General features: G+C 31.5%; 22 protein-coding genes. 16 read left to right on the forward strand and 6 right to left on the reverse strand.

Features of this window, described 5'->3' with window-relative positions:
- Positions 1 to 45 precede the first annotated feature (45 nt).
- Positions 46 to 1,587: a glutamine-hydrolyzing GMP synthase gene (gene guaA / locus BDW25_RS06805; RefSeq protein ID WP_133945232.1), complete on the forward strand. Its 1,542-nt coding sequence runs from the start codon at positions 46 to 48 to the stop codon at positions 1,585 to 1,587.
- 76 nt (positions 1,588 to 1,663) lie between these two features.
- Here the strand turns inward: guaA and BDW25_RS06810 are convergent, their stop codons facing one another.
- The gene (locus BDW25_RS06810) at positions 1,664 to 2,215 is read right to left on the reverse strand and encodes a phosphatase PAP2 family protein (RefSeq protein ID WP_227945056.1); all 552 of its coding nucleotides are present in this window, start codon (positions 2,213 to 2,215) and stop codon (positions 1,664 to 1,666) included.
- Between the two features lie 890 nt (positions 2,216 to 3,105).
- Here BDW25_RS06810 and BDW25_RS06815 point away from each other — a divergent pair.
- From BDW25_RS06815 to BDW25_RS06845, 8 genes are all read left to right on the forward strand, one after another.
- Positions 3,106 to 4,605: an NADH dehydrogenase subunit 5 gene (locus BDW25_RS06815; protein WP_002454523.1), complete on the forward strand. Its 1,500-nt coding sequence runs from the start codon at positions 3,106 to 3,108 to the stop codon at positions 4,603 to 4,605.
- 15 nt (positions 4,606 to 4,620) lie between these two features.
- On the forward strand, positions 4,621 to 7,182 hold the full coding sequence (locus BDW25_RS06820) for a DUF2309 domain-containing protein (RefSeq protein ID WP_002488118.1): 2,562 nt from the start codon (positions 4,621 to 4,623) through the stop codon (positions 7,180 to 7,182).
- Positions 7,183 to 7,250: 68 nt separating this feature from the next.
- On the forward strand, positions 7,251 to 7,613 hold the full coding sequence (locus BDW25_RS06825; RefSeq protein ID WP_002447992.1) for a Na-translocating system protein MpsC family protein: 363 nt from the start codon (positions 7,251 to 7,253) through the stop codon (positions 7,611 to 7,613).
- A gap of 345 nt (positions 7,614 to 7,958) precedes the next feature.
- Positions 7,959 to 8,102, forward strand: a complete 144-nt coding sequence (locus tag BDW25_RS10955) for a hypothetical protein (protein WP_208318182.1) — start codon at positions 7,959 to 7,961, stop codon at positions 8,100 to 8,102.
- A complete protein-coding gene (locus tag BDW25_RS06830; protein ID WP_002448011.1) occupies positions 8,099 to 8,770 on the forward strand; it encodes a phosphatase PAP2 family protein in 672 nt (223 codons plus the stop codon). Before BDW25_RS10955 ends, BDW25_RS06830 begins: the two co-directional genes overlap by 4 nt.
- Before the next feature lie 45 nt (positions 8,771 to 8,815).
- Complete coding sequence (locus BDW25_RS06835; RefSeq protein ID WP_002448005.1) at positions 8,816 to 9,547, forward strand: alpha/beta hydrolase; 732 nt, start codon at positions 8,816 to 8,818, stop codon at positions 9,545 to 9,547.
- Positions 9,548 to 9,559: 12 nt separating this feature from the next.
- A complete protein-coding gene (locus BDW25_RS06840) occupies positions 9,560 to 9,808 on the forward strand; it encodes a hypothetical protein (RefSeq protein ID WP_002447988.1) in 249 nt (82 codons plus the stop codon).
- A gap of 164 nt (positions 9,809 to 9,972) precedes the next feature.
- Positions 9,973 to 11,301, forward strand: coding sequence for a sodium-dependent transporter (locus tag BDW25_RS06845; protein ID WP_002448002.1), 1,329 nt, complete (start codon positions 9,973 to 9,975; stop codon positions 11,299 to 11,301).
- Between the two features lie 73 nt (positions 11,302 to 11,374).
- Here the strand turns inward: BDW25_RS06845 and BDW25_RS06850 are convergent, their stop codons facing one another.
- A complete protein-coding gene (locus BDW25_RS06850; RefSeq protein WP_002454518.1) occupies positions 11,375 to 11,905 on the reverse strand; it encodes a pentapeptide repeat-containing protein in 531 nt (176 codons plus the stop codon).
- Between the two features lie 255 nt (positions 11,906 to 12,160).
- Here BDW25_RS06850 and BDW25_RS06855 point away from each other — a divergent pair, with 255 nt between their 5' ends.
- From BDW25_RS06855 to BDW25_RS06880, 6 genes are all read left to right on the forward strand, one after another.
- Entirely contained in the window at positions 12,161 to 13,057 is an 897-nt protein-coding gene (locus BDW25_RS06855) for a PLP-dependent cysteine synthase family protein (RefSeq protein WP_002447971.1), read from the forward strand.
- Positions 13,058 to 13,059: 2 nt separating this feature from the next.
- Positions 13,060 to 14,208, forward strand: coding sequence for a bifunctional cystathionine gamma-lyase/homocysteine desulfhydrase (locus BDW25_RS06860; RefSeq protein WP_019834719.1), 1,149 nt, complete (start codon positions 13,060 to 13,062; stop codon positions 14,206 to 14,208).
- A gap of 219 nt (positions 14,209 to 14,427) precedes the next feature.
- Positions 14,428 to 15,450, forward strand: coding sequence for a methionine ABC transporter ATP-binding protein (locus tag BDW25_RS06865; protein WP_002447973.1), 1,023 nt, complete (start codon positions 14,428 to 14,430; stop codon positions 15,448 to 15,450).
- Positions 15,451 to 16,110 (forward strand): methionine ABC transporter permease, encoded by a 660-nt coding sequence (locus BDW25_RS06870; protein WP_002448001.1) that lies wholly within the window; start codon positions 15,451 to 15,453, stop codon positions 16,108 to 16,110.
- Between the two features lie 41 nt (positions 16,111 to 16,151).
- Positions 16,152 to 16,994 (forward strand): dipeptide ABC transporter glycylmethionine-binding lipoprotein, encoded by an 843-nt coding sequence (gene gmpC / locus BDW25_RS06875; protein WP_002448016.1) that lies wholly within the window; start codon positions 16,152 to 16,154, stop codon positions 16,992 to 16,994.
- Positions 16,995 to 17,471: 477 nt separating this feature from the next.
- Positions 17,472 to 18,461 (forward strand): LysM peptidoglycan-binding domain-containing protein, encoded by a 990-nt coding sequence (locus tag BDW25_RS06880; RefSeq protein WP_002447950.1) that lies wholly within the window; start codon positions 17,472 to 17,474, stop codon positions 18,459 to 18,461.
- A gap of 229 nt (positions 18,462 to 18,690) precedes the next feature.
- Here the strand turns inward: BDW25_RS06880 and BDW25_RS06885 are convergent, their stop codons facing one another.
- Positions 18,691 to 18,969 (reverse strand): hypothetical protein, encoded by a 279-nt coding sequence (locus tag BDW25_RS06885; protein ID WP_002454515.1) that lies wholly within the window; start codon positions 18,967 to 18,969, stop codon positions 18,691 to 18,693.
- A 150-nt stretch (positions 18,970 to 19,119) separates the two neighbouring features.
- Between BDW25_RS06885 and BDW25_RS06890 the strand changes: the two genes are divergently transcribed.
- Positions 19,120 to 19,503: an NUDIX hydrolase gene (locus BDW25_RS06890; RefSeq protein WP_133945234.1), complete on the forward strand. Its 384-nt coding sequence runs from the start codon at positions 19,120 to 19,122 to the stop codon at positions 19,501 to 19,503.
- A 66-nt stretch (positions 19,504 to 19,569) separates the two neighbouring features.
- On the opposite strand, the gene BDW25_RS06895 is transcribed toward BDW25_RS06890, so the two are convergent.
- From BDW25_RS06895 to gltC, 3 genes are all read right to left on the reverse strand, one after another.
- The gene (locus tag BDW25_RS06895; protein ID WP_002488096.1) at positions 19,570 to 20,376 is read right to left on the reverse strand and encodes a YibE/F family protein; all 807 of its coding nucleotides are present in this window, start codon (positions 20,374 to 20,376) and stop codon (positions 19,570 to 19,572) included.
- On the reverse strand, positions 20,373 to 21,494 hold the full coding sequence (locus BDW25_RS06900) for a YibE/F family protein (protein WP_002454512.1): 1,122 nt from the start codon (positions 21,492 to 21,494) through the stop codon (positions 20,373 to 20,375). Before BDW25_RS06900 ends, BDW25_RS06895 begins: the two co-directional genes overlap by 4 nt.
- 117 nt (positions 21,495 to 21,611) lie before the next feature.
- On the reverse strand, positions 21,612 to 22,508 hold the full coding sequence (gene gltC, locus BDW25_RS06905; RefSeq protein WP_133945236.1) for a glutamate biosynthesis transcriptional regulator GltC: 897 nt from the start codon (positions 22,506 to 22,508) through the stop codon (positions 21,612 to 21,614).
- Positions 22,509 to 22,639: the final 131 nt, after the last annotated feature.

Raw genomic sequence — 22,639 nt, forward strand, 5'->3', positions numbered from 1 at the left:
CTTTCTATTGTTTACATAAATTAAATTTAAAGGAGATTTACTATTATGGAAATGGCTAAAGAACAAGAATTAATTCTTGTCCTAGATTTCGGTAGTCAATATAACCAGTTAATTACACGTCGTATTCGTGAAATGGGCGTTTACAGTGAATTACACGATCATGAAATTTCTATAGATGAAATTAAACGTATGAATCCTAAAGGTATTATTCTTTCAGGAGGTCCAAACTCTGTTTATGAAGAAGGTTCATTTACAATTGATCCTGAGATTTATAATTTAGGTATTCCAGTGTTAGGTATTTGTTACGGTATGCAACTTACAACCAAACTATTAGGCGGTAAAGTTGAACGTGCAAATGAACGTGAATATGGTAAAGCAATTATTAAAGCAAAATCTGATGAGTTATTCTTTGGTTTACCAGAAGAACAAAGAGTGTGGATGAGTCATTCAGATAAAGTCATTGAAATTCCTGAAGGTTTTGAAGTTATCGCTGATAGTCCAAGTACAAATTATGCTGCTATCGAAGATAAAAAGCGTCGTATTTATGGTGTACAATTCCATCCAGAAGTACGTCACACAGAATACGGTAATGATTTACTAAGAAATTTTGTCCGTCGTGTATGTAATTGTACAGGTGAATGGACAATGGAAAACTTCATTGAAATTGAAATCGAAAAAATTCGTGAACGTGTAGGTCATCGTAAAGTATTATGTGCAATGAGCGGTGGTGTAGATTCATCAGTTGTTGCAGTATTATTGCATAAGGCCATTGGTGATCAATTAACATGTATTTTTGTAGACCATGGTTTACTTCGTAAAGGCGAAGGCGATATGGTAATGGAACAATTCGGTGAAGGCTTTGATATGAATATTATTCGTGTAAATGCCAAAGAACGTTTTATGGAAAAACTAAAAGGCGTCTCTGATCCAGAAAAAAAACGTAAAATCATTGGTAATGAATTTGTATATGTGTTTGATGATGAAGCGGCTAAATTAACAGATGTTGATTTCTTAGCACAAGGTACACTTTACACAGATGTGATTGAATCAGGTACAAAGACAGCGCAAACAATTAAATCTCATCATAATGTAGGTGGATTACCTGAAGACATGGAATTTGAATTGATTGAACCTATTAATACATTATTTAAAGATGAAGTTCGTGCCTTAGGTATTGAATTAGGTATCCCTGAACATTTAGTATGGAGACAACCATTCCCAGGTCCTGGTTTAGGTATTCGTGTGTTAGGTGAAATTACTGAAGATAAATTAGAAATCGTTCGTGAATCTGATGCGATTTTACGTGAAGTGATTCGAGAAGAAGGTCTTGAAAGAGAGATTTGGCAATACTTCACAGTATTACCAGGTATTCAATCTGTAGGTGTTATGGGTGATTATCGTACGTATGATCATACAGTAGGTATTCGTGCTGTAACATCAATTGATGGTATGACAAGTGATTTTGCACGTATCGATTGGGAAGTGTTACAAAAAATTTCTAGTCGCATAGTTAATGAAGTAGACCATGTAAACCGCGTCGTCTATGACATTACTTCTAAGCCACCAAGTACTATAGAATGGGAGTAGCCCATTAAAAAAACGAGCATTTTCGTGAGAAATGCTCGCTTTTTTTATATTAAATTCAATAATTTGGACGTTTATGCTAATTTCTTTTTGATTGAAATGATTGTCGTCTCTGTTGTAGTGACGCTCTACGGTTTACTTTTTGAAGCATATATTGATACATCATCAATGACATGAATAACCATGAAAGACTAAAAAAGATACCGCCAACTACGTCAGTGAGATAGTGAGCATGGAAGTATAATCTTGAAAATAAAATACCTAACCATACTACAATTAACACCGTATTTATTATGCATTTTATCCACATATTTCCTAATTTAGAGATAAGTACAAAAATAAGAGCAAAAATAACAATCGTACTTGTTAAAGCATGTCCGCTTGGGAATGAAAATCCTGCATCAATTGTTAAGTGATCATAAGGTCTTGAACGATGAATGATGTCTTTTAACGCAATACCTATGATACCTGCTGAAGCTACTGTTGTCGGTAACCATATTGCTAATAAGAAGCGTCGCTTAATTAAAACGATAGTTGCGATGATAAGGGTAAGGGTAATAAAGGTCGCAATATCACCGTATGATGCTAGAAACGTCATAAAATCATTGAACCAATTACCTTTGAAATTCATTTTTGGTTCGCCAAATGTATTTAAGAACCAATAGAATGATTGTAAATCTAATATATGTGCCCATAACGACTTAGTAAAAACCGAAAAAATAGTTATTAAAAAAATGAGACTACTTATTATGAATGAAATGGTTAATGTAAATTGTTTATTTTGCATAAGTATTATACCTTTCTTTATTTTAATATAGTTTAACTTGTTAAAGCATTAAAGTTATCGGTACAAAGACTGATTTAATATTAAAATAAATTTAAAGTCAAAATAGCTAAGGCAATCACAAAAATATGATAGTCATCCTTCATTATTCAAAAAAAGCAAATAAAATATAAAAAAACTTTACAAAAAAATTAAGCGTTTTCACAGAATTGTTACATGAATATTGAACAAAGTATGTTATTTTATAAGTAATGAAGTAAATTCATTTTATCCATGAGGGTTTGGGACATACTTTATCGTCTCAAACTCTTTTTATATATTAGTAATTAAAGATTGAGTTTATAATATTTTTGGGGGTATTATTTAAACAAAATTGATATAAAAAGGAAAGTTGAAATGATATGACTGTTATCTTTTATATTAGAAATTTGACTTTTAGTTGATATTTTCATATATTGTATTTAATATGCATCAAATTATACATAGGTTTATATCAAGCAATGAGACAAAAAGTATCATGCACTTTATTGTTTAATTGAAGGGTAAAACTGATGTACTTAAATCTAAATTATAGGTTGCTTAAAGAGCATTAATAAATATATTGAATGAGCATAAAAGAAGCCTACAATAGATAGTCGTCCTTTTTTAATGGGATAAAACTAAACTATTGTAGGTGTTTTATTATATTATAAGCAATAGTTATATATAGGTTACAGTTTAAAAGTGGAGGAATGATAATGTTAAGTATGAGTAGTTTACTTATATTATTTTTTATAACGCTTATTATGGCAGCGTTAAGTGGATTGATTGTATTAATTCCCTCAGTTCCAGTTAAATACATAAGATTTCACTTAGCTTTACTTCTATTACCAGTTATTGTAGGTATTGTAGGGTTAGTGACTATAAACGAAAGAGAAGTTATTGGCATATTTGCATTAGATAAATTTGCTTGGTTAGTAGGTGCGTTTGTTTTAGCGTTAGGTTTTATTATTCAAAAGTTTTCAACGCGTTATTTATTAGGAGATCACAATTATCGTAAGTATTTTCCTTTATATACATTTACAACTGTTTTTGCTTCACTAGGTTGGTTAAGCAATGACTTACGTTTAATGACTTTATGTTGGGGATTAACGTTATGTTGTTTAACACAACTAATTAGATTGAATAAAACTTGGAAAGTTCCAGCAGAGGCAGCAAAAGTTTCTGCACGTTCCTTTATTATTGGATGGTTAGCGCTATTAATTGCGGTTATTTTGCTATACATAGGAACAGGAGAATGGACAATCGATCCTTCTCAAAATTATGACTATGCTCTAAATCATGGTCTAAAATTAGTTATTGATTTATTGCTTGTTGTTGCTGTTATTATTCCAGCTGCGCAATATCCATTTCAGAGTTGGTTAATTGAATCAGTTGTTGCGCCTACACCTGTATCAGCTATTATGCATGCCGGTATAGTTAATGCGGGGGGCATTATTTTAACGCGTTTTTCACCGATATTTGATAATTCTATTGCTCTTACAATATTATTAATTATTTCTAGTATGTCAGTATTGATTGGTTCGGGCATTAGTTTAGTACATGTTGATTATAAACGACAACTTGTTGGATCAACGATGAGTCAAATGGGTTTTATGCTCGTTCAATGTGCGATGGGTGTTTATTCAGCTGCGATTATCCATTTAATATTGCACGGTATATTTAAAGCCACGTTATTCTTACAATCAGGCTCAGTTGTCAGACGATTTAATATACCAACTTCGCCTAATATTAAGAAATCATATGGATGGATAATACTTGGAAGGGCTCTTGCATTGATTATTGCAATTGTGTTTTTTATGACAAGTGACCATAGTCCATATATTTTGATTAGTGCATTTATCTTAGCATGGTCTATCTCTGTATCATGGAATCAACTTGTGGCATTAAATAAAGGAGTAATGGGACGCTTTATAGGTATTACAATGATTGTAGTTGTTGCAATGGTTTATATTGTGACTCATCAAGTATTTGTTAATATACTTCATCATGTATATATGGCTCCTGCCCATCCACCGTTAATTAGTATTATAATTAGTATTGCGATTTTAGTGTTAGGTAGTATTTTTAGTATTTGGGTCGCTCGCCATCGTACATCTACAGCCTTTGCTAAAGTTTACTTATGGTTAATTAAAATTGGAGAAGCTAAATTTAAATCTGTAGAAAGCCATCCAAACTATTTAAAGAAATATTTATAAGAGGTGAACATTTACATGACAATTAATATAGAAGACGTTGTTCAATCTGCACGTCGTGTGATTACGCCACTTTCACCAATTTCAATCTTTGCAGCACGTAATCCATGGGAAGAACTTGAGTATCAAACCTTTGATCAAGTTGCGCAATGGTTTAAACATGTGCGTGATATTGATTTATATCCAAGCCATGCTTCTGTAATGACGGCGCTTGAAAATGGTGAGATTGATAAACATATCGTTGAAGAAGAAGTACAACACGCGATTCAATCTTATAAGACGGATATTCCTAAGACTCACGTTGATACGTACTGCAAAAATGCTATGAATATTAAAGATATTCCGAGAGATTTAATTACTAAAGAAGCCTATCTGAAATTAGAAGTCTCAAAACTCAAAAAAGTATTCGAAAATGAGTCATTTGCTTATGCACGATCAAAAAGTGCAAATGCATTTAATGCTAAAGGCGAATCTTTAATGGATGAGTTAAATACTCATATTATTAAATGGTCAAAATTATATTTAGATACTTTCCAATCCAGTTGGACAATGCCTAAACGCGAAGAAGGGTTCTATGTAGCCTGGTTACATTTAGCAAAATATGATCCAATGTTGACTAAAACGCAACGTAAAATGATTAAGATGTTACCACACAACTATGAAGACGCATTAATCATGGCACTCAATCATCTAGATATTGCTGAAGATGAATATGAATTTTATTTAACTGGACATCTTTTATCGTTACCAGGTTGGGCAGGCATGATGTATTATCGTGCTGAAAAACATGAACATGAAAAAGACTTATTAACTCAATACCTTGCAATACGCCTTACAATGGAATGTATTCTATTAGATACTGAAAAAATGAGCCGTCCGGCAGTCTTAAATGTTGAAAAAAGAATAAAAGAACTTGTGAGTAAATGGTTATATTATGGTGAAATGACCATTGATGAATGGGCTGAGATGTCCATTGAGAATCAAATTGAACACTTGAAGTTTGCCCATGATTTTAATCCATTATACTTCAAGAAATTATGGTTAGAGGCTTGGGAAGAAACTCACGAACGCAAACTCGTTGAGATGATTTACGATAAATCGGTCAAGCGTGACAAACAACCTACAAAAGTGCAACTTGCATTTTGTATCGATGTACGTTCTGAACCATTTCGTCGTCATTTAGAAAATCAAGGGCCATTTGAAACGATAGGAATTGCAGGTTTCTTTGGTTTACCTATACGAAAAAAAGCATTAGATGAACAGTTTAGTCATGATTCTTTACCAGTGATGGTGCCTCCTGCATATACTATTAAAGAATATGCAGAGCGACATGCATTAAATACGTATAATCAACAGCAACATTCTATTACATCCATGTTTTATACGTTTAAATTAATGAAGAATAATGTGCTACCTAGTTTATTATTACCAGAATTAAGTGGGCCATTTTTAAGTTTAAATACACTTGCAAGTACATTAATGCCAAAGAAAACAGGTGCATTTATTCGTAAATTTACTAAAAATTGGTTAAAAAAACCGAATGCTAAGCTAACGATTGATAGAGATCATCATGTACATAGTGATTTACCTGTTGGATTTACTGAAGAAGAACAAATTGCTTTTACGAAACAAGCGTTACAATTAATGGATTTAACTACAAATTTTGCACCATTAGTAGTACTTGGAGGGCATGGAAGCGAAACAAACAATAATCCCTACCATGCATCATTAGAATGTGGTGCTTGTGGAGGAGCTTCAAGTGGATTTAATGCGAAATTACTTGCCATGATGTGCAATTTACCTTTAGTACGTCAAGGGTTAGCCGCTGAAGGCATTCTTATTCCGGATGAGACAGTATTTGTTGCTGCAGAACATAAAACATCAATTGATGAATTAGAATGGATTTACGTTCCCTCATTAACATCAGAAGCAAAGAAAGCATTTGATATTTTAGAAGAAGCCATGCCACGTGTAAGTTATCATGCAAATTTAGAACGTCTTGCTCAATTACCTCGTTTAAGCGATGGGGAATTGAAACATCCAATGGCGGAAGCACATCGCTTTGCAAATGATTGGAGCGAAATCCGTCCAGAATGGGGTTTAGCACGTAATGCAGAATTTATTATTGGGCAACGAAGTATTACAGAAGGTAGTAATTTAGAAGGACGTGCATTTTTACATAATTATGATTATGCGAAAGATCCTGATGGTCAATTACTAAATACAATTATTTCTGGGCCAGCACTCGTTGCACAGTGGATTAACCTACAGTATTATGCCTCTACAGTGGCACCGCATTTTTATGGTAGTGGTAATAAAACAACACAATCTGTCACTTCTGGTGTTGGCGTTATGCAAGGGAACTCAAGTGATTTATTAGCTGGATTGCCATGGCAGTCTGTGATGGCAGGAGACAATAAAATTTATCACGCTCCAATTCGATTATTAGTCGTGATTCAAGCACCAGATCGTTATATACAACGTTTACTTAATGATAATATTAAGTTTAAACAAAAAGTCGATCATCAATGGGTACGTCTTGCAAGTATTGATGAAAACGGTAGTTTTAAAGATTGGTAAGATATTCGATTTTAATTTAAAAAATGATACACTAGTGTTAATTAAACATTAGGAGATTTGTTATAACAATGACGAAATCGAAAGGCATGTATGAAGCAGAAATTAGTAAAGCAATTACGCAATGGGAAAAAGATTTTCTTGGACGTGGTTCGTTGTCAGTAAAGACAGATATTTTACGAGATATGATTATCGTCAACTTACAAGGTATTTTGACGCCTGCGGAGTATCGCGTATGTGAAACACAAGAAGGATTACTTAACATTAAACGTACACGGTCAGAATTGGTGGAATCAGGACAAGATGATTTAATGCAACTTGTTTTCAAAATCACAGGTACTGAAGTTAAAAGCTTTCATAGTGATTTAAGTACAATTACTGGTGAACGTATTATTGTTTTTAAGTTAGATAAAAACCTTGAAAAATCACTTTAAAATAAAATGTTATAAATACGAGAAGAGATTAGGAAACTTTATATAAAATACTTCCTAATCTCTTTTTTTACAAGCAAATTTTCATCATTTATTGTAAAATCTAACTAACATTAAAAGAGGGATAGAGATGCGATCAATTCAATCAGCTAATTGGAAAATCTCTTACTCATTATCATTTGCCCGACTATCCTGATCCTAGAGGTATAAAAGGGTAATACAATCAATGAGTTAAGTAGTCAACATATTGATGATTGATATAATGAACGGTGTGATACATCTTCAGAGGCTAACTGGACGTATCTTTATGACGAACCTTTTTATGATAAAGAAAGCTTTATGACGTATGTGAAACAACTTATTGATAATAAAGAAAGGTTGAATAAGTGGTTATCCTCTTCAAACTTTAATAAATATGAAGAACAGATACATCATTTGAAAGCTTTTTATAAAATATTAGGATCAAATGTAGTAAAGGAAAAACAAGTATGAAAGATAAATTAGAAGTATCGCCAACCAAAACTATTTCTATGTTTGTTGTTGGATTAATTATTTTTATAATAACGGCAATGAATGTCATTTATCATACCACACTAGTGCAAAAATTAGATTTAAATTCATTACATGCGTTGACCAACTATTTTGGTAAACCTAGAAGACACTATGACGGTCCAATTTGGCATAAAATGATGACGTTTTGTGCTAATTTTGGAGAAGTAAAATCCATTCTCTACATAACGTTATTTTTAGCACTTATCTTAATTTTTAAAAATTATAAACTTTCATTGTGGTTATTAGTTACGATTTACACAGGAACTTATATTAATTTCTTAATTAAACAAATAATAGCTCGTCCTCGTCCGTATAACCATCTTTTAGTAGACCATGGATATTCATTTCCAAGTGGTCATTCAAATGCCAGTACATTATTTGCTTTAGCTATACTCTTAGTTGTTATTCCACTTATTAAAAATAAAGCGATACGATATAGTATTGCTATAGTTGTCGTTATATTTTGGATAGGTGTATTAAGTTGTCGGTTATATTTCCACGCCCACTATCTAACTGATGTCATTGGTGGTTTTTCGTTAGGAATGATTTGGATTGCTTTATTTTCAATGATGTTACCACTCTTTAATATTAAATTAAAAAAGAAGTAAAGCTTAAGTTTCATAACATAAGTATTTTAAGAAGGGGAGAATACTATGAAAATCAAATCACCACATCCAATTTATTTAGAAGGTTCAAGAAAAGAAGCGATCTTATTACTTCACTCATTTACAGGAACTGTTCGTGATGTAAAACCATTAGCTAAGGCGCTTAATGAAGAAAACTTCACATGCTTTGCACCAAATTATCAAGGACATGGCTTACCTTTAGACCAATTTACTCAATTTACGATTCAGGATTGGTGGAATGATGTATTAGAAGGGTATCAATTTTTAAAAAATAAAGGGTTTGACACTATTTTTGTAACGGGTATCTCACTAGGAGGACTATTTACATTAAAGTTAGCTGAGTTATTTGATGTTTCTAAAATAGCAGTGATGTCTGCACCAAGTGAAAAAGAAGAAAAAAGTATTGCGTGGCGTATGAAACGTTATGGTCAGCGCATGAATCAATTATTGAAATTTGATGAAACTACTTCAAAACAACAACTTGGGACAATTCAAGATTATCAACCACATATCGCAGAATTTAAAGCATTTATTGAGATAATTTCTAATGAATTAGAACGTATACAAGTTCCCGCTCGTATTTTGTATGGCGGTAATGATGATGCCTTTTATCAAAATAGTGCACATTATATTTTTAATCATATTGATAGTAATAACAAAGATTTAACATGTCATCCGTTAAGTCGTCATTTAATGACTTATGGAGATGGACATGAAGACGTTATCACTCAAGTCGTAACTTTTTTTAAATCTAAATAAAGGAGTAATAAGATGAAACGTACATTCTTACTTATATATACAACAGTTTCTGGAACTACTTATAAAGAATTTAAAACGTTCCAAGATGGTCCAGACTATGACACATGCGTACAGCGTATTATTGATGAGTTTGATGAATTGGTCTATTTATTTTTAAAAGATGACTCACAAGTTCATTACATTAATGTTGATCATATCGAAAGTTTAAATATTCAAGAAGTAAATGAAGGTCAATCCATAATATATGATTTTGAAAAATAAATATATCAGTAAGTTTAAACGATAAGAATAGTTGAGATATGTCATTTACCTCTATTCTTATCTTTTTTAATACTCATTTATATGTATATTGCACTATTTGGTCAGACGTGTTAGAGTAGAACTTAATCGCACACATGCTTTAACGCGTTAAAGGGAGATAGAAAATGAGTAATCAATCACAATGGAAAACCTCAACTGGATTTATTCTAGCAAGTGCTGGTTCTGCTATAGGATTAGGCGCAATGTGGAAGTTTCCATATATGGCTGGCATTTATGGTGGCGGCGCATTTTTATTTTTATTTTTAATCTTTACTATTTTTGTAGGATTACCGTTACTGATTATGGAGTTTACGGTAGGAATAATGGGGCGCACTTATACGACTCGAATCTATAGTAAATTAACAGGAAAAAAATGGTTAAATATTATTGGGTGGAATGGAAATTTAGCTGTTTTTATTTTATTCGGCTTTTATAGTGTTATCGGTGGCTGGATTGTTATATATATTGGAAATGTATTTTTACAATTATTATCTGTTGAACATACGTCATTAACTCAAATTAAATTTGAAAAAATAATTAGTAACCCGTGGTTAACTGTGTTGGGACAGGGCATTTTTATTCTTTTAACCATGGTCATCGTTATGCTAGGTGTAGAAAAAGGTTTAGAGAAAGCTTCTAAAATGATGATGCCCTTATTATTTGTTTTTCTAATTATTGTTGTTGCTAAATCATTGACATTAGACGGAGCATTAGAGGGCGTTCGCTATATATTACAACCGAGAATAGAAGATATTTCAGTTAAAGGTGTCTTATTTGCGTTAGGTCAATCGTTCTTTACACTATCATTAGGAACGACAGGGATGATTACGTATGCGAGTTATGCGCCTAAAGAAATGACGATTAAATCTTCCGCCATGTCAATTGTTATTATGAATATTTTAGTTTCTGTATTAGCAGGACTTGCAATATTTCCAGCCTTAAAAACATTTGGTTATGCACCTCAAGAAGGACCAGGACTCTTATTTAAAGTGTTACCGTTAGTATTTAATCAAATGGGCTTTGGTATTGTATTTTATTTAATTTTCTTAATTCTATTTTTATTTGCAGCATTAACGTCTTCTATTTCTTTATTGGAATTAAATGTCTCAAATTTCACTAAAAATGATAATACTAAACGAAAAGCTATATCAGTTATTGCAAGTATATTAGTATTTGTTATTAGTATCCCAGCAACACTATCATTTAGCAGTTTAAGTGGAATTAAGTTTGGAGCGGGTACAATTTTTGATAATATGGATTTTATCGTATCGAATATCTTGATGCCATTAGGAGCATTAGGAACGACATTAGTTGTAGGTCAATTACTAGATAAACAAGCATTAAAAGAGAGCTTTGGAAAAGATAAATTTAAACTTTTTGTTCCATGGTATATTTTAATTAAATATATTATGCCAGTTATTATTATATTAGTTTTTATTGTTCAATTATTTTAATATTAACAAGAATAAACAGAGTCTAGGATACAAATTGTTGTTCTAGACTCTGTTTAGCATAATGATAATTGAATTACATATTTTCAAACGTAACATCTTGTTTATGTAATTCTTTTAATAATTTTTCAGGAATTGAAGAATTATTAATAGTGACATGTTTAAATATACAATCTTTTATTTTTACATTTTCAAAATGACACAAATCCATAGTGACGTTTTCAAAAATCACTTTTTTAAACGTGACGTTATCAAATTTTACATTACGTATATTGCTATTTTTAAAAATAGAATGTTCAATCGTTAATGTATTAAAATGATTTTCATCAAATGAGGTAACAGTTAAATTTGATTTACTAATAAGCGTCTTGAAAAAATTTACATTTTCAAAGATACTTTTATCAAAATTACAATTGATAATTTTTGAATTTGAAATAGTGCTTACATTCTTAAAAATACCTTCACTAAAATCACAATGTTTAAAGTGACTTTTATTTACTTCAATTTCGTCGTACATTGAGTTTCTAAAAGTACTATTTTTATAATTTAAATTTTTATAGTCATCCTTAGTAAAGACGGATAAAGATAAGTCTGCTTTAGATGTCATCATCGAGTCTCCTTTGTACGTTGATTCATCGTAAAATTTAATTCATTTCCAGTGGTTCACTTTTATCATAACATGAGTATTTAAAAGCAATAACTAATTACATTTTACATAAAGAATCTAGCTTTTTGCAATAAGATATAAGTTAGCGTATAATTCATAGCGGTTGAGTAAGAATTAAAATTAAATATTGGAAATGAATATGATGATAGAAAGTAGGTATGTTCAGACATTACTTGAGTGTATTGAACGAAAGATATGATTACTTATGATTTAATAGGACAAACGCCACTAGTATTATTAGAAAGTTTTAGTGATGAACATGTACAAATTTATGCGAAGTTAGAACAATTTAATCCTGGTGGAAGTATTAAAGATCGACTAGGAAAATATCTTGTAGAAACTGCGCTAAAAGAAAAACGTATTGTAAAAGGAGATACCATCGTTGAAGCTACAGCTGGTAATACAGGAATTGGATTAGCAATGGCCGCTAATCGTTATCATTTAAAGTGTGTGATTTTTGCCCCAGAAGGATTTTCAGAAGAAAAAATTTCAATTATGCGAGTATTGGGTGCTGAAATAAAACGAACACCTAAAAACAAGGGAATGATGGGTGCACAAAAAGAAGCGCGTCATTATGCTGACAAATATAATGCAGTATATATGAACCAGTTTGAAACTGAACATAATCCAAAAGCCTATACGCATACGCTTGGAAAAGAAATTACAGAGGCATTACCACACATTGATTATTTTGTAGCTGGTGCTGGATCTGGAGGAACATTTACTGGTGTAGCTAAACATTTACAACAATTTAATGTTAAAAATATTATTGTTGAACCTGAAGGCTCAGTATTGAATGGTGGTAAAGCACATGCTCATGATATTGAAGGTATTGGCTCTGAAAAATGGCCAGTATTTTTAGAAAAATCTATCGTTGATGATATTATTACAGTCAGTGATAATCAAGGATTTGAAAATGTAAAACGATTAGCTAAACAAGAAGGACTACTTGTTGGTAGCTCATCTGGTGCAGCATTACAAGGTGCTTTAGATATTAAAAATCGTATTGATAAAGGTATTATTGTAACAATTTTTCCAGATGGCAGTGATCGTTATATGTCAAAAAAAATATTTGAATACAAAGGAGAATAATAATGAAGAAAAAAACACAAATGATTCATGGTGGACATACGACGGATGATTTTACTGGAGCAGTAACGACACCAATTTATCAAACAAGTACTTATTTGCAAGATGATATTGGTGATTTAAGACAGGGCTATGAATATTCACGTACTGCAAACCCAACACGTACTTCTATTGAAAGCGTCATTGCGAATTTAGAAAATGGTAAACATGGATTTGCATTTGGTTCAGGTATGGCTGCGATTAGCGCTGTTATAATGTTATTAGATAAAGGTGATCATTTAATTTTAAATTCTGATGTGTATGGTGGAACTTATCGTGCTTTAACAAAAGTCTTTACACGATTTGGTATTGATGTTGATTTCGTTGATACTACAAATATTGAAAACGTAAAAGATTATATTAAACCAGAAACAAAAATGTTATATATCGAAACGCCGTCTAATCCTTTATTACGTGTGACAGATATTCGACGTGCAGCAGAAATTGCGACAGAAAATCATCTCATTTCTGTAGTCGATAACACATTTATGACACCGTACTATCAAAATCCGTTAGATTTTGGAATCGATATTGTATTACATTCAGCAACAAAATATATTGGTGGACACAGTGATGTTGTTGCAGGTTTAGTCGCTACATCTAATGATGAATTAGGTGAACGCTTAGCATTTATTTCTAACTCTACAGGTGGTGTACTAGGACCACAAGATAGTTATTTATTAATTCGAGGAATTAAAACACTAGGGTTACGTATGGAACAAATTAATCGTAACGTAGAAGGTATTGTGAAGATGTTACAAGAACATCCATCAGTACAACAAGTGTTCCATCCTAGTATTGAAAGTCACCTTAATCATGATATTCATATCGCTCAAGCAAGTGGTCATACTGGCATTGTTGCATTTGAAGTGAAAGATACAGAAGCAGCTAAACAATTAATTCGTGAAACGCAATATTTCACGCTTGCTGAAAGCTTAGGTGCAGTGGAAAGCTTGATTTCTGTACCTGCTTTGATGACACATGCATCTATTCCAGCAGATGTTCGTGCTAAAGAAGGAATTACAGATGGTTTAGTTCGATTATCAATCGGTATTGAAGACACTGAAGATTTAGTACAAGATTTAAAACAAGCGATAGATACGCTAAATAAATAGAATATAGTGAAAGTATTAATGCAAGAGTGCAATAGAAATTGAAACGATGTTTATTGTACTCTTGTATTTTTATTATGATATTTGGAACTAAAAGAGTAATTCAATACTAAAAATATCTGAAATTTTCAATTTTTTAAAAAACTATATTGACGCATCCTCAACTTTTGCCTATACTTCATATCATACGAATTTAATCAGAATTAGATAAGGGTGAACATAGTGATTGAATTTCAGGGTGTAAATAAAGTATTTCGAAAGAAACGAGAAACCATCCACGCTTTAAAAGATGTTTCTTTTAAAATTGATGCGCGTGATGTGTTTGGTGTGATTGGTTATAGTGGTGCTGGTAAAAGTACACTAGTACGTTTAGTTAACCAATTAGAACAAGCTACAGAGGGCCATGTTATTGTAGATGGACATGATATTAATACATATAGTGAAAAAGAACTTCGCAACGTAAAAAAAGATATAGGAATGATTTTCCAACATTTTAATCTTTTAAATTCTAAAACAGTTTTTAAAAATGTAGCAATGCCATTGATACTTAGTCACAAAAGTAATTCTGAGATTAAAGAGAAAGTTGAAGAAATGCTAGAGTTTGTGGGACTTGCAGATAAGAAAAATCAATTTCCAGATGAGCTTTCCGGAGGACAAAAACAACGTGTTGCAATTGCAAGAGCACTTGTAACAAATCCTAAAATATTATTGTGCGATGAAGCGACAAGTGCATTAGACCCTGCGACAACAAGTTCTATTCTTCAATTACTTAAAAATGTGAATGAAACATTTGGGGTTACGATTATGATGATTACTCACGAAATGAGCGTGATTCAAAAAATCTGTAATCGTGTAGCTGTAATGGAACACGGGGAAGTTGTAGAAATTGGTACAGTAAAAGATGTGTTTAGTCATCCGAAAACGAAAACAGCACAAAATTTTGTATCAACAGTTATTAGTACAGAACCTTCTAAAGCATTACGTGCCTCATTTGAAAGAGCAGATAATCATTATACAGATTACAGACTTTTCTTAGATAAAAAGCAAATTGATTATCCATTAATGAACGAGTTAATAAACCAATATGGTTTTAATGTAAATATTCTATTCTCGTCTATGTCAGATATTCAAGATGAAACGATTTGTTATTTATGGTTACGCTTTGAACACGATGCACAATTTAGTCGTGACACGGTAGAATCATATTTTAATGAGCGACATATTCATTATGAGGAGGTGCGTTAAATGTTTGGTTCAAGCATAGATTCATCTCAATTAATGCAAGCATTGTATGAAACACTTTATATGGTGACAGTATCATTAATTATTGGTGCATTGATTGGTATCCCATTAGGTATTTTACTTGTAGTCACTCGAAAACATGGAATCTGGCCTAATGTCGTTATTCACCAAATTCTTAATCCAATTATTAATATTTTAAGATCTATTCCATTCATCATTTTATTAATTGCAATTGTACCTTTTACTAAATTAGTTGCAGGTACGTCAATCGGTACAACAGCTGCAATTGTTCCACTGACAGTATATGTAGCACCATATATTGCGCGTTTAGTAGAAAATTCACTTTTAGAAGTAGATGATGGCATTATTGAAGCAGCAAAAGCTATGGGAGCATCACCACTTCAAATTATTCGTCATTTTTTATTGCCTGAAGCATTAGGTTCACTTGTACTAGCTATTACTACAGCGATTATTGGTTTAATTGGTAGTACAGCTATGGCCGGTGCTGTAGGTGGCGGTGGTATCGGAGATTTAGCGCTTGTTTATGGTTACCAACGCTTTGATACATTGGTCATTATTATTACAGTTGTAGTTCTAGTTATTATCGTACAAATTATTCAGTCATTAGGTAACTTTATTTCTAGAATAATTCGCAGAAATTAGTTATTTAAATAAATTATTTTAATATTGGGAGGCAGTTTTTAATGAAGAGAATAATCGGTTTATTATTAGCATCTATTATTGTCCTTGCGGCATGTTCAGGCGGAGGAAATAGTAAGAAAGTAACAGTTGGCGTAGCATCAAATGATACTGCTGCTTGGGAAAAAGTGAAAGAATTAGCAAAAAAAGATGATATTGATTTAGAAATTAAGCACTTTTCAGATTATAACGTACCTAATAAAGCATTAAGTGATGGAGATATCGATATGAATGCATTCCAACACTTTGCTTTCTTAAATGAATATAAAAAAGCACATAAAGATGCAAAAATTGAAGCAATTAGTACAACCGTATTAGCACCTTTAGGCATCTATTCTAAAAAAGTAAAAGATATTAAAGATGTTAAAGATGGCGCGCAAGTGATGATTCCCAATGATGTTTCTAACCAAGCGCGTGCTTTAAAATTATTAGAATCAGCAGGACTTATTAAATTAAAAGATAACTTTGGTTTAAGTGGTACAACAAAAGATATTAAAGATAACCCTAAACATTTAAAAATTAAAGAAGTAGATGCTCAACAAACTGCACGTGCATTAGATGATGTTGATATTTCAGTTATCAATAATGGTGTAGCAACGAAAGCAGGCTTAGATGCTAAGAAAGATCCAATTTATTTAGAAAGTTCTACTTCAGATGCAGTTAAACCATACATTAATTTAATTGCCGTTAACTCAAAAGATAAAGATAATAAAACATACAAAAAAATTGTAGATCTATATCATAGTAAAGAAGCACAAGAAGCATTGAAAAAAGACACTAAAGATGGTGAAAAAGCAGTCGATTTATCTCAAAAAGAAATTAAAGACATTGAAGATAGCTTAAAATAGTAAGTTAAACATTGTAGAATATCAATCGTTGTTTAGTCATTTAGCATATGTCGTAGATTAATGAATTAAAAATACACATAGATCAAGCTTTTTTCGACTCTTGGAGTGGGACAACTAATTCAAAAATGAATGCTGTCCCGCTCTTTTTTTATATCATTTTCAATAGTATAATAAATTTTTGATTAAATATAATCACATTTAAAAAAATTCTTACTTACGTTATGCAATAATTAGACTAAAGAAATCGATTTTTATAAAGTTTTAATTTTATAAGTATCGTACTAAAATTTCATCATTATGTAATCAAATTGAAATGGAATATTATAATGAAATATATTAATTTATATAAGTAGACTACTTGAGTAGAAAAAATTAAAGTTAAAGCACTAGAATTAACGTAATAAAACTAAGCGTTAATACAACAATTGTCATGGGGACATGTCAAAGATAAGCATAAGATTAAGGAGGCGCTTATTTATGAATAAAAAAGTTCTGGCAACAGCAATTATTGGAACTGGGGCACTTAGTACAATATTTGCACATCAAGCAGAAGCAGCAACAACTCACACAGTAAAAAGTGGGGAATCATTATGGTCTATTTCAAATCGCTATGGTATTACAATAGCTAAATTAAAATCATTAAATGGTTTGACATCAAATCTTATTTTTCCAAATCAAGTATTAACAGTTTCAGGCTCTAGTTCATCTCATTCTTATAGTAATAACTCAAGCAGTACATATACAGTAAAAAGTGGAGACAGTTTATCATCAATTGCTAGTCGATATGGTACAACGTACCGCCATATTATGGATTTAAATGGACTTCATAGCTTTTTAATTTTTCCAGGTCAAACATTAACAGTTTCAGGAACAGCACGTTCAAGTAGCCACACACAAAATAGCTCAAATTCATCTAGTTCTTCAAGCTACTATACTGTTCGTTACGGTGATTCATTATCGGGCATCGCTTGGAAATATAATACGACATATCAAAATATTATGCGTTTAAATGGATTAAATAATTTCTTTATTTACCCAGGTCAAAAATTACGTGTAAGCGGCACAGCATCATCAAGTAGTAATACAAATCGTACAAGTTCATCATCAAATTATTATTATCACACACCGATTTTTAATCATAGAAATTTATATGATTGGGGTCAATGTACATGGCATGTCTTTAATCGTCGTGCTCAAATCGGTAAAGGTATTAGTACATATTGGTGGAATGCAAATAACTGGGACAATGCAGCTGCAAGAGATGGCTATAGAATTGATTATCATCCTACTGTAGGATCAATTGCCCAATCAGATGCTGGCTACTATGGACATGTTGCTTTTGTAGAACGCGTCAATAGTAATGGAAGTCTTTTAGTATCTGAAATGAACTTTAGTGCAGGTCCAGGGGTTTTAACATATCGTACAATTCCAGCTTATCAAGTTAGACAATATAAATTTATTCATTAGTAAAAAAACAAAGAAAGTCGGACAGCATTCATTTTGAATCCGTCGTCCTATCTTGGCAACGCATACCCAATTTGCGTTGGACATAAACTTTCTTCTTGAAAGTCTTTATGTTGGGAATCTGGAACTAAAATTGAAAAAAGCTTGATACTAGCGTATTTTTACTTCAGTCATCGACTGTCAATATATTAAAAATGCCTAAGACAATTCATTATGTCTTAGGCTCGTTTTTTTATTCGAAGTGATAATCTTCTTTAACTTTTCTAAAGCTTGAAGCTAAGCGTGTCACATTAACAATAAATGAGATAAATGATGTGAATTTACGGAATTTACGTGGGGATCTCATAGAAACTATAAAATCGAACACAGTACCCGCTGTGCTAAGTGCTAGTGATAGATAAACTAGATTTTTATTTTTGGCACTATATTTAATTCCATTATATCCATCCACAATAAATCCTGCTGTACTTACTAAACTAGATAAGCGTGAAAGTTTTGATTGTTTTGCCATCATACAAGACCTCCATAAAAATAAAAAACAAATCTGAATGTTATATTACTCATTAAGAATTTGTTCTAAACTTTGTTTTAATGTATGTTAATATCATACTAAATTAAATTATTTTTTTGAAGTGAGAATGTTTTAATAAGGATGAATAGAATGATTAAATGTGTATGTTTAATGGAAGAAACAGAGGACCAAATTTTACTGGTACAAGTTCGTCACAGAGAAAAATATTATTTTCCTGGTGGGAAAATTGATGAAGGTGAGACGCTTTTAGAAGCTATTCAAAGGGAAATTGAAGAAGAACTACAACTTCATTTTTCTCAAGAAGATTTTACATATATTGGAAAAGTGATTGGTGAAGCCTATCCTCAACCAAATACTTTGACCGAATTAAATGGATTTAAAGTTAATCAACGTATTAATTGGAATGACGTTCAAATTGATAATGAAGTTACTGATATTCGCTGGTTCAATAAATCCGATACACAATATATCGCACCAGCTGTCATTAAGTGGATCGAAACATTTTCAATATAAATATTGAATAAATAAAATAGTGACATTTGATGCTTTCAATCATTAAATGCCACTGTTTGGTCTTTACTATTCTATTTCTTCGTTTAAGGATGAAGTAGTAGTGTGGTCATCTGTTTGTTTAAGTTGATGATATTTAATTAACCGAGCACTAACCCAAGCCGTGATAGGAATACTTAACGCGACTGCAATGCCACCTAGTAAGATGGAGATAAACTCTTGAGCAAAAATTTTAGAATTTAAAATATGCCCAAATGAATAATGAAGTTGAAAAAACCAAAAGAATAATGTTAATTGTCCACCAAAATAAGCTAAATAAATTGTATTAGCGGAAGTAGCAAGAATTTCTCTGCCAACACGTATACCAGATTGAAATAATTCTTTACGAGAAAGATCAGGGTTTGTTTCATTCAACTCATACATTGGTGAACTTATTGTAATCGTTAAATCTATTACAGCAGCGATGACAGCCAACATAATAGTAAAAACAGAAAATTGTAGCATATTAATATCAATATTCATTGAAAATATATAGGTTTCATCTTGTTGTTCTGTAGCAAAACCTTGTAGATGTCCAAATTTTACAGATAAATAGACACCTATGATAAGAAGGACGGTTGTTACTATAGTTCCGATAAATGCGGCTTGTGTTTTAATATTGTAACTATTTAAAATAAAGAGGTTACAAGCAGCAATTACAAGACAAAAGGTAAAGGCTACAAGATAGATTGGCATGCCAAACAGAATGAAAACAATACTAATAATAAGAATAATAAAATTTAAAAATAAAGTGAGATAGGAGATGAGTCCTTTTTTACCGCCAAGCAAAATCATTAAAATAAAAAGTAATAGTGCGAGTAAAAAAATTGTAGTCATCGGCTTACTCCTTTCCACTTAAATATAGTGACCATAAGTCCTATTGTTATAGGAATGGTCAATACAATACCGATACCACCAGTCAGTGCACGTGTAATTTCTAGAGACCAGTTCATAGATATAGTGTAAGTAAATGTATTCGCATTTTTTAAGTAAATTAATACCATGGCTAGACTACCTGATAAATATGAAAATAATAAAATATTGGTCATGGTGCCCATAATATCTTGGCCAATATGACGTCCAGCTAAAGCCCAACGAGACATTGAAATGTTAGGCGTACGCTGGAGAATTTCGTACATTCCACTAGAAATTGTAATTGCTACATCCATTACCGCTCCTAATGTTCCTATAAGAACAGAAGACATAAAGACATCTTTTGGAGGTAGCGTTAAAAAACTCATTGTTTCATATTTGATTCCATTACCACCTGTAAATTGAATTAATAATTCAGTCATCCCTACACATAAAAATGTTCCAGATAAAGTAGCAATTATCGTAACCCAAGTTCGTTTTTGCCAGCCAGTTACTAATACTAATGTAATAATAGTTGATAAAATAATGGCTATACTCATTAATAAAAATAAATTTGTACCTGAAAAAGTATTATGAATGACTATTGAAACAATAATAAACGCGGTGTTAAATAGTAGAGATAGAATTGATTGTAACCCTACATTTTTGCCTACAATTAAAAGTGTCACGATAAATACGCCTACAATCGCCACAGTAAGGCCATCGCGTTTTTTTTCTAGAATAGTAGCATCAGATGGACTTTTTTGTATATGTAACAATACTTTTTCATTTTTAGAAAATTGCTCTGAATCTGCTTGAGATGTTACAAAATGATTATTAACAGTTGTGATATCGTTTTTATATTTACCGTTTAGAATGCGTATAGTTAATCGTTGATTATATGTTGTGTCAGTATTATGATGCTCGTCTGTGACTTTTTGACCATGACTTGTTTCGACATTCGTGATTTTACCAATAGGTATTTGATAAAATGAAGCATTAAAAAATGTAAAAATAAATAATCCAATCATTATTAAAGTAACAATAATAATTAGACGATGAGTGTTTTTAATTTTAGGTATGTGAAGTCTCTTTATATTCATTAAATATAATCCTCTTTTTAATTATATAATTTACCCCTTTATCGCAATAAAGTGATTATACGCGTGTTCAAAATGATATTCAATTCATATGTTATGGGTTAGTGTTCGTTACAAAACCTAGTGATATGTTGAAACTTTACTTAGCAATGTTTGAATGAGATGAAATAGATTAAAGATATCTACTTTTTTATTGTCTTTTTTAAATACCACACAAAATGAACGTTTTAATTCTGTATGTGCTAAAGAGATATCCTCTACTTGTTCAGATGAATGATCCAACGATATATAATCAGGTAAGAGTAGATGGCCACGACGTTGTTTTAATAGATACTGACCAAGAGACGTTGTACCTAGTGTGTATATAGGTACTTTAATTACAGATTCTAATCGTTTTTTAATAGAATCAGGCAAAACGTGAAGTGTATATAAAGGATTTTTTTCAAATTGTTTAAGCTGTGTTAAGGGTGGATTAAATGTTAAGGCAATAGCATCGTCCTTAGGTACATATAAGTGATATGTTTCTTCATATAAAGATGTAATTGAAAAAGTTGAGTTTGCTTGTAGTTCAGGTGTATTCTCAACAATAGCTATATCAATTTTTCCTGAATTTAAATAGTCTACTATCTGAGTATGATTCATTAAACTAGGTATAATGTGACTATCGTATTCTCTTTCAAACGTTTGAATAATAGGCGTAATCATATGAGAAGCATAGCTTTCTTCAAAACCTAAATTGATATGATGAGCGTTTTTAAGTTGTTCTTGTTGAAAAAGAGCCACTGTTTCATCAAGTTGTTCTAGTATGTGAGTTGCTTGTGTGAGTAACGCTTTACCGTGCGAAGTAAGATATATATTGCGACCTTGTCTATCAAATAATGGAACTTGTACTTCTTTTTCAAGTAAATTGATTTGGCGACTAATTGCAGATTGAGCAATATTAAGTTCCAATGCAGCTTCAGAAATATGTTCACGGCGAGCGACTTCAACAAAGTATCGTAATTGTTTAATTTCCATATTTTACCTCCTTAATATAAGTATATCGTAAAATGTTCTAATTATTAGAATGATATCATCTATTTAATATATTGTTCAGATAAATATTTTACATTATATTAATTGTTATTAACAGTAAATTTTCTGAAAAT

Source organism: Staphylococcus sp. AtDRG32, assembly GCF_004365845.1.
Classification (GTDB): Bacteria; Bacillota; Bacilli; order Staphylococcales; family Staphylococcaceae; genus Staphylococcus; species Staphylococcus hominis.

Coding starts and splice junctions, on each gene's coding strand:
- guaA (WP_133945232.1), top strand. CDS start 46: ATGGAAATGGCTAAAGAACAAGAATTAATTCTTGTCCTAGATTTCGGT.
- BDW25_RS06810 (WP_227945056.1), bottom strand. CDS start 2,215: ATGAATTTCAAAGGTAATTGGTTCAATGATTTTATGACGTTTCTAGCA.
- BDW25_RS06815 (WP_002454523.1), top strand. CDS start 3,106: ATGTTAAGTATGAGTAGTTTACTTATATTATTTTTTATAACGCTTATT.
- BDW25_RS06820 (WP_002488118.1), top strand. CDS start 4,621: ATGACAATTAATATAGAAGACGTTGTTCAATCTGCACGTCGTGTGATT.
- BDW25_RS06825 (WP_002447992.1), top strand. CDS start 7,251: ATGACGAAATCGAAAGGCATGTATGAAGCAGAAATTAGTAAAGCAATT.
- BDW25_RS06830 (WP_002448011.1), top strand. CDS start 8,099: ATGAAAGATAAATTAGAAGTATCGCCAACCAAAACTATTTCTATGTTT.
- BDW25_RS06835 (WP_002448005.1), top strand. CDS start 8,816: ATGAAAATCAAATCACCACATCCAATTTATTTAGAAGGTTCAAGAAAA.
- BDW25_RS06840 (WP_002447988.1), top strand. CDS start 9,560: ATGAAACGTACATTCTTACTTATATATACAACAGTTTCTGGAACTACT.
- BDW25_RS06845 (WP_002448002.1), top strand. CDS start 9,973: ATGAGTAATCAATCACAATGGAAAACCTCAACTGGATTTATTCTAGCA.
- BDW25_RS06850 (WP_002454518.1), bottom strand. CDS start 11,905: ATGACATCTAAAGCAGACTTATCTTTATCCGTCTTTACTAAGGATGAC.
- BDW25_RS06855 (WP_002447971.1), top strand. CDS start 12,161: ATGATTACTTATGATTTAATAGGACAAACGCCACTAGTATTATTAGAA.
- BDW25_RS06860 (WP_019834719.1), top strand. CDS start 13,060: ATGAAGAAAAAAACACAAATGATTCATGGTGGACATACGACGGATGAT.
- BDW25_RS06870 (WP_002448001.1), top strand. CDS start 15,451: ATGTTTGGTTCAAGCATAGATTCATCTCAATTAATGCAAGCATTGTAT.
- gmpC (WP_002448016.1), top strand. CDS start 16,152: ATGAAGAGAATAATCGGTTTATTATTAGCATCTATTATTGTCCTTGCG.
- BDW25_RS06880 (WP_002447950.1), top strand. CDS start 17,472: ATGAATAAAAAAGTTCTGGCAACAGCAATTATTGGAACTGGGGCACTT.
- BDW25_RS06885 (WP_002454515.1), bottom strand. CDS start 18,969: ATGGCAAAACAATCAAAACTTTCACGCTTATCTAGTTTAGTAAGTACA.
- BDW25_RS06890 (WP_133945234.1), top strand. CDS start 19,120: ATGATTAAATGTGTATGTTTAATGGAAGAAACAGAGGACCAAATTTTA.
- BDW25_RS06895 (WP_002488096.1), bottom strand. CDS start 20,376: ATGACTACAATTTTTTTACTCGCACTATTACTTTTTATTTTAATGATT.
- BDW25_RS06900 (WP_002454512.1), bottom strand. CDS start 21,494: ATGAATATAAAGAGACTTCACATACCTAAAATTAAAAACACTCATCGT.
- gltC (WP_133945236.1), bottom strand. CDS start 22,508: ATGGAAATTAAACAATTACGATACTTTGTTGAAGTCGCTCGCCGTGAA.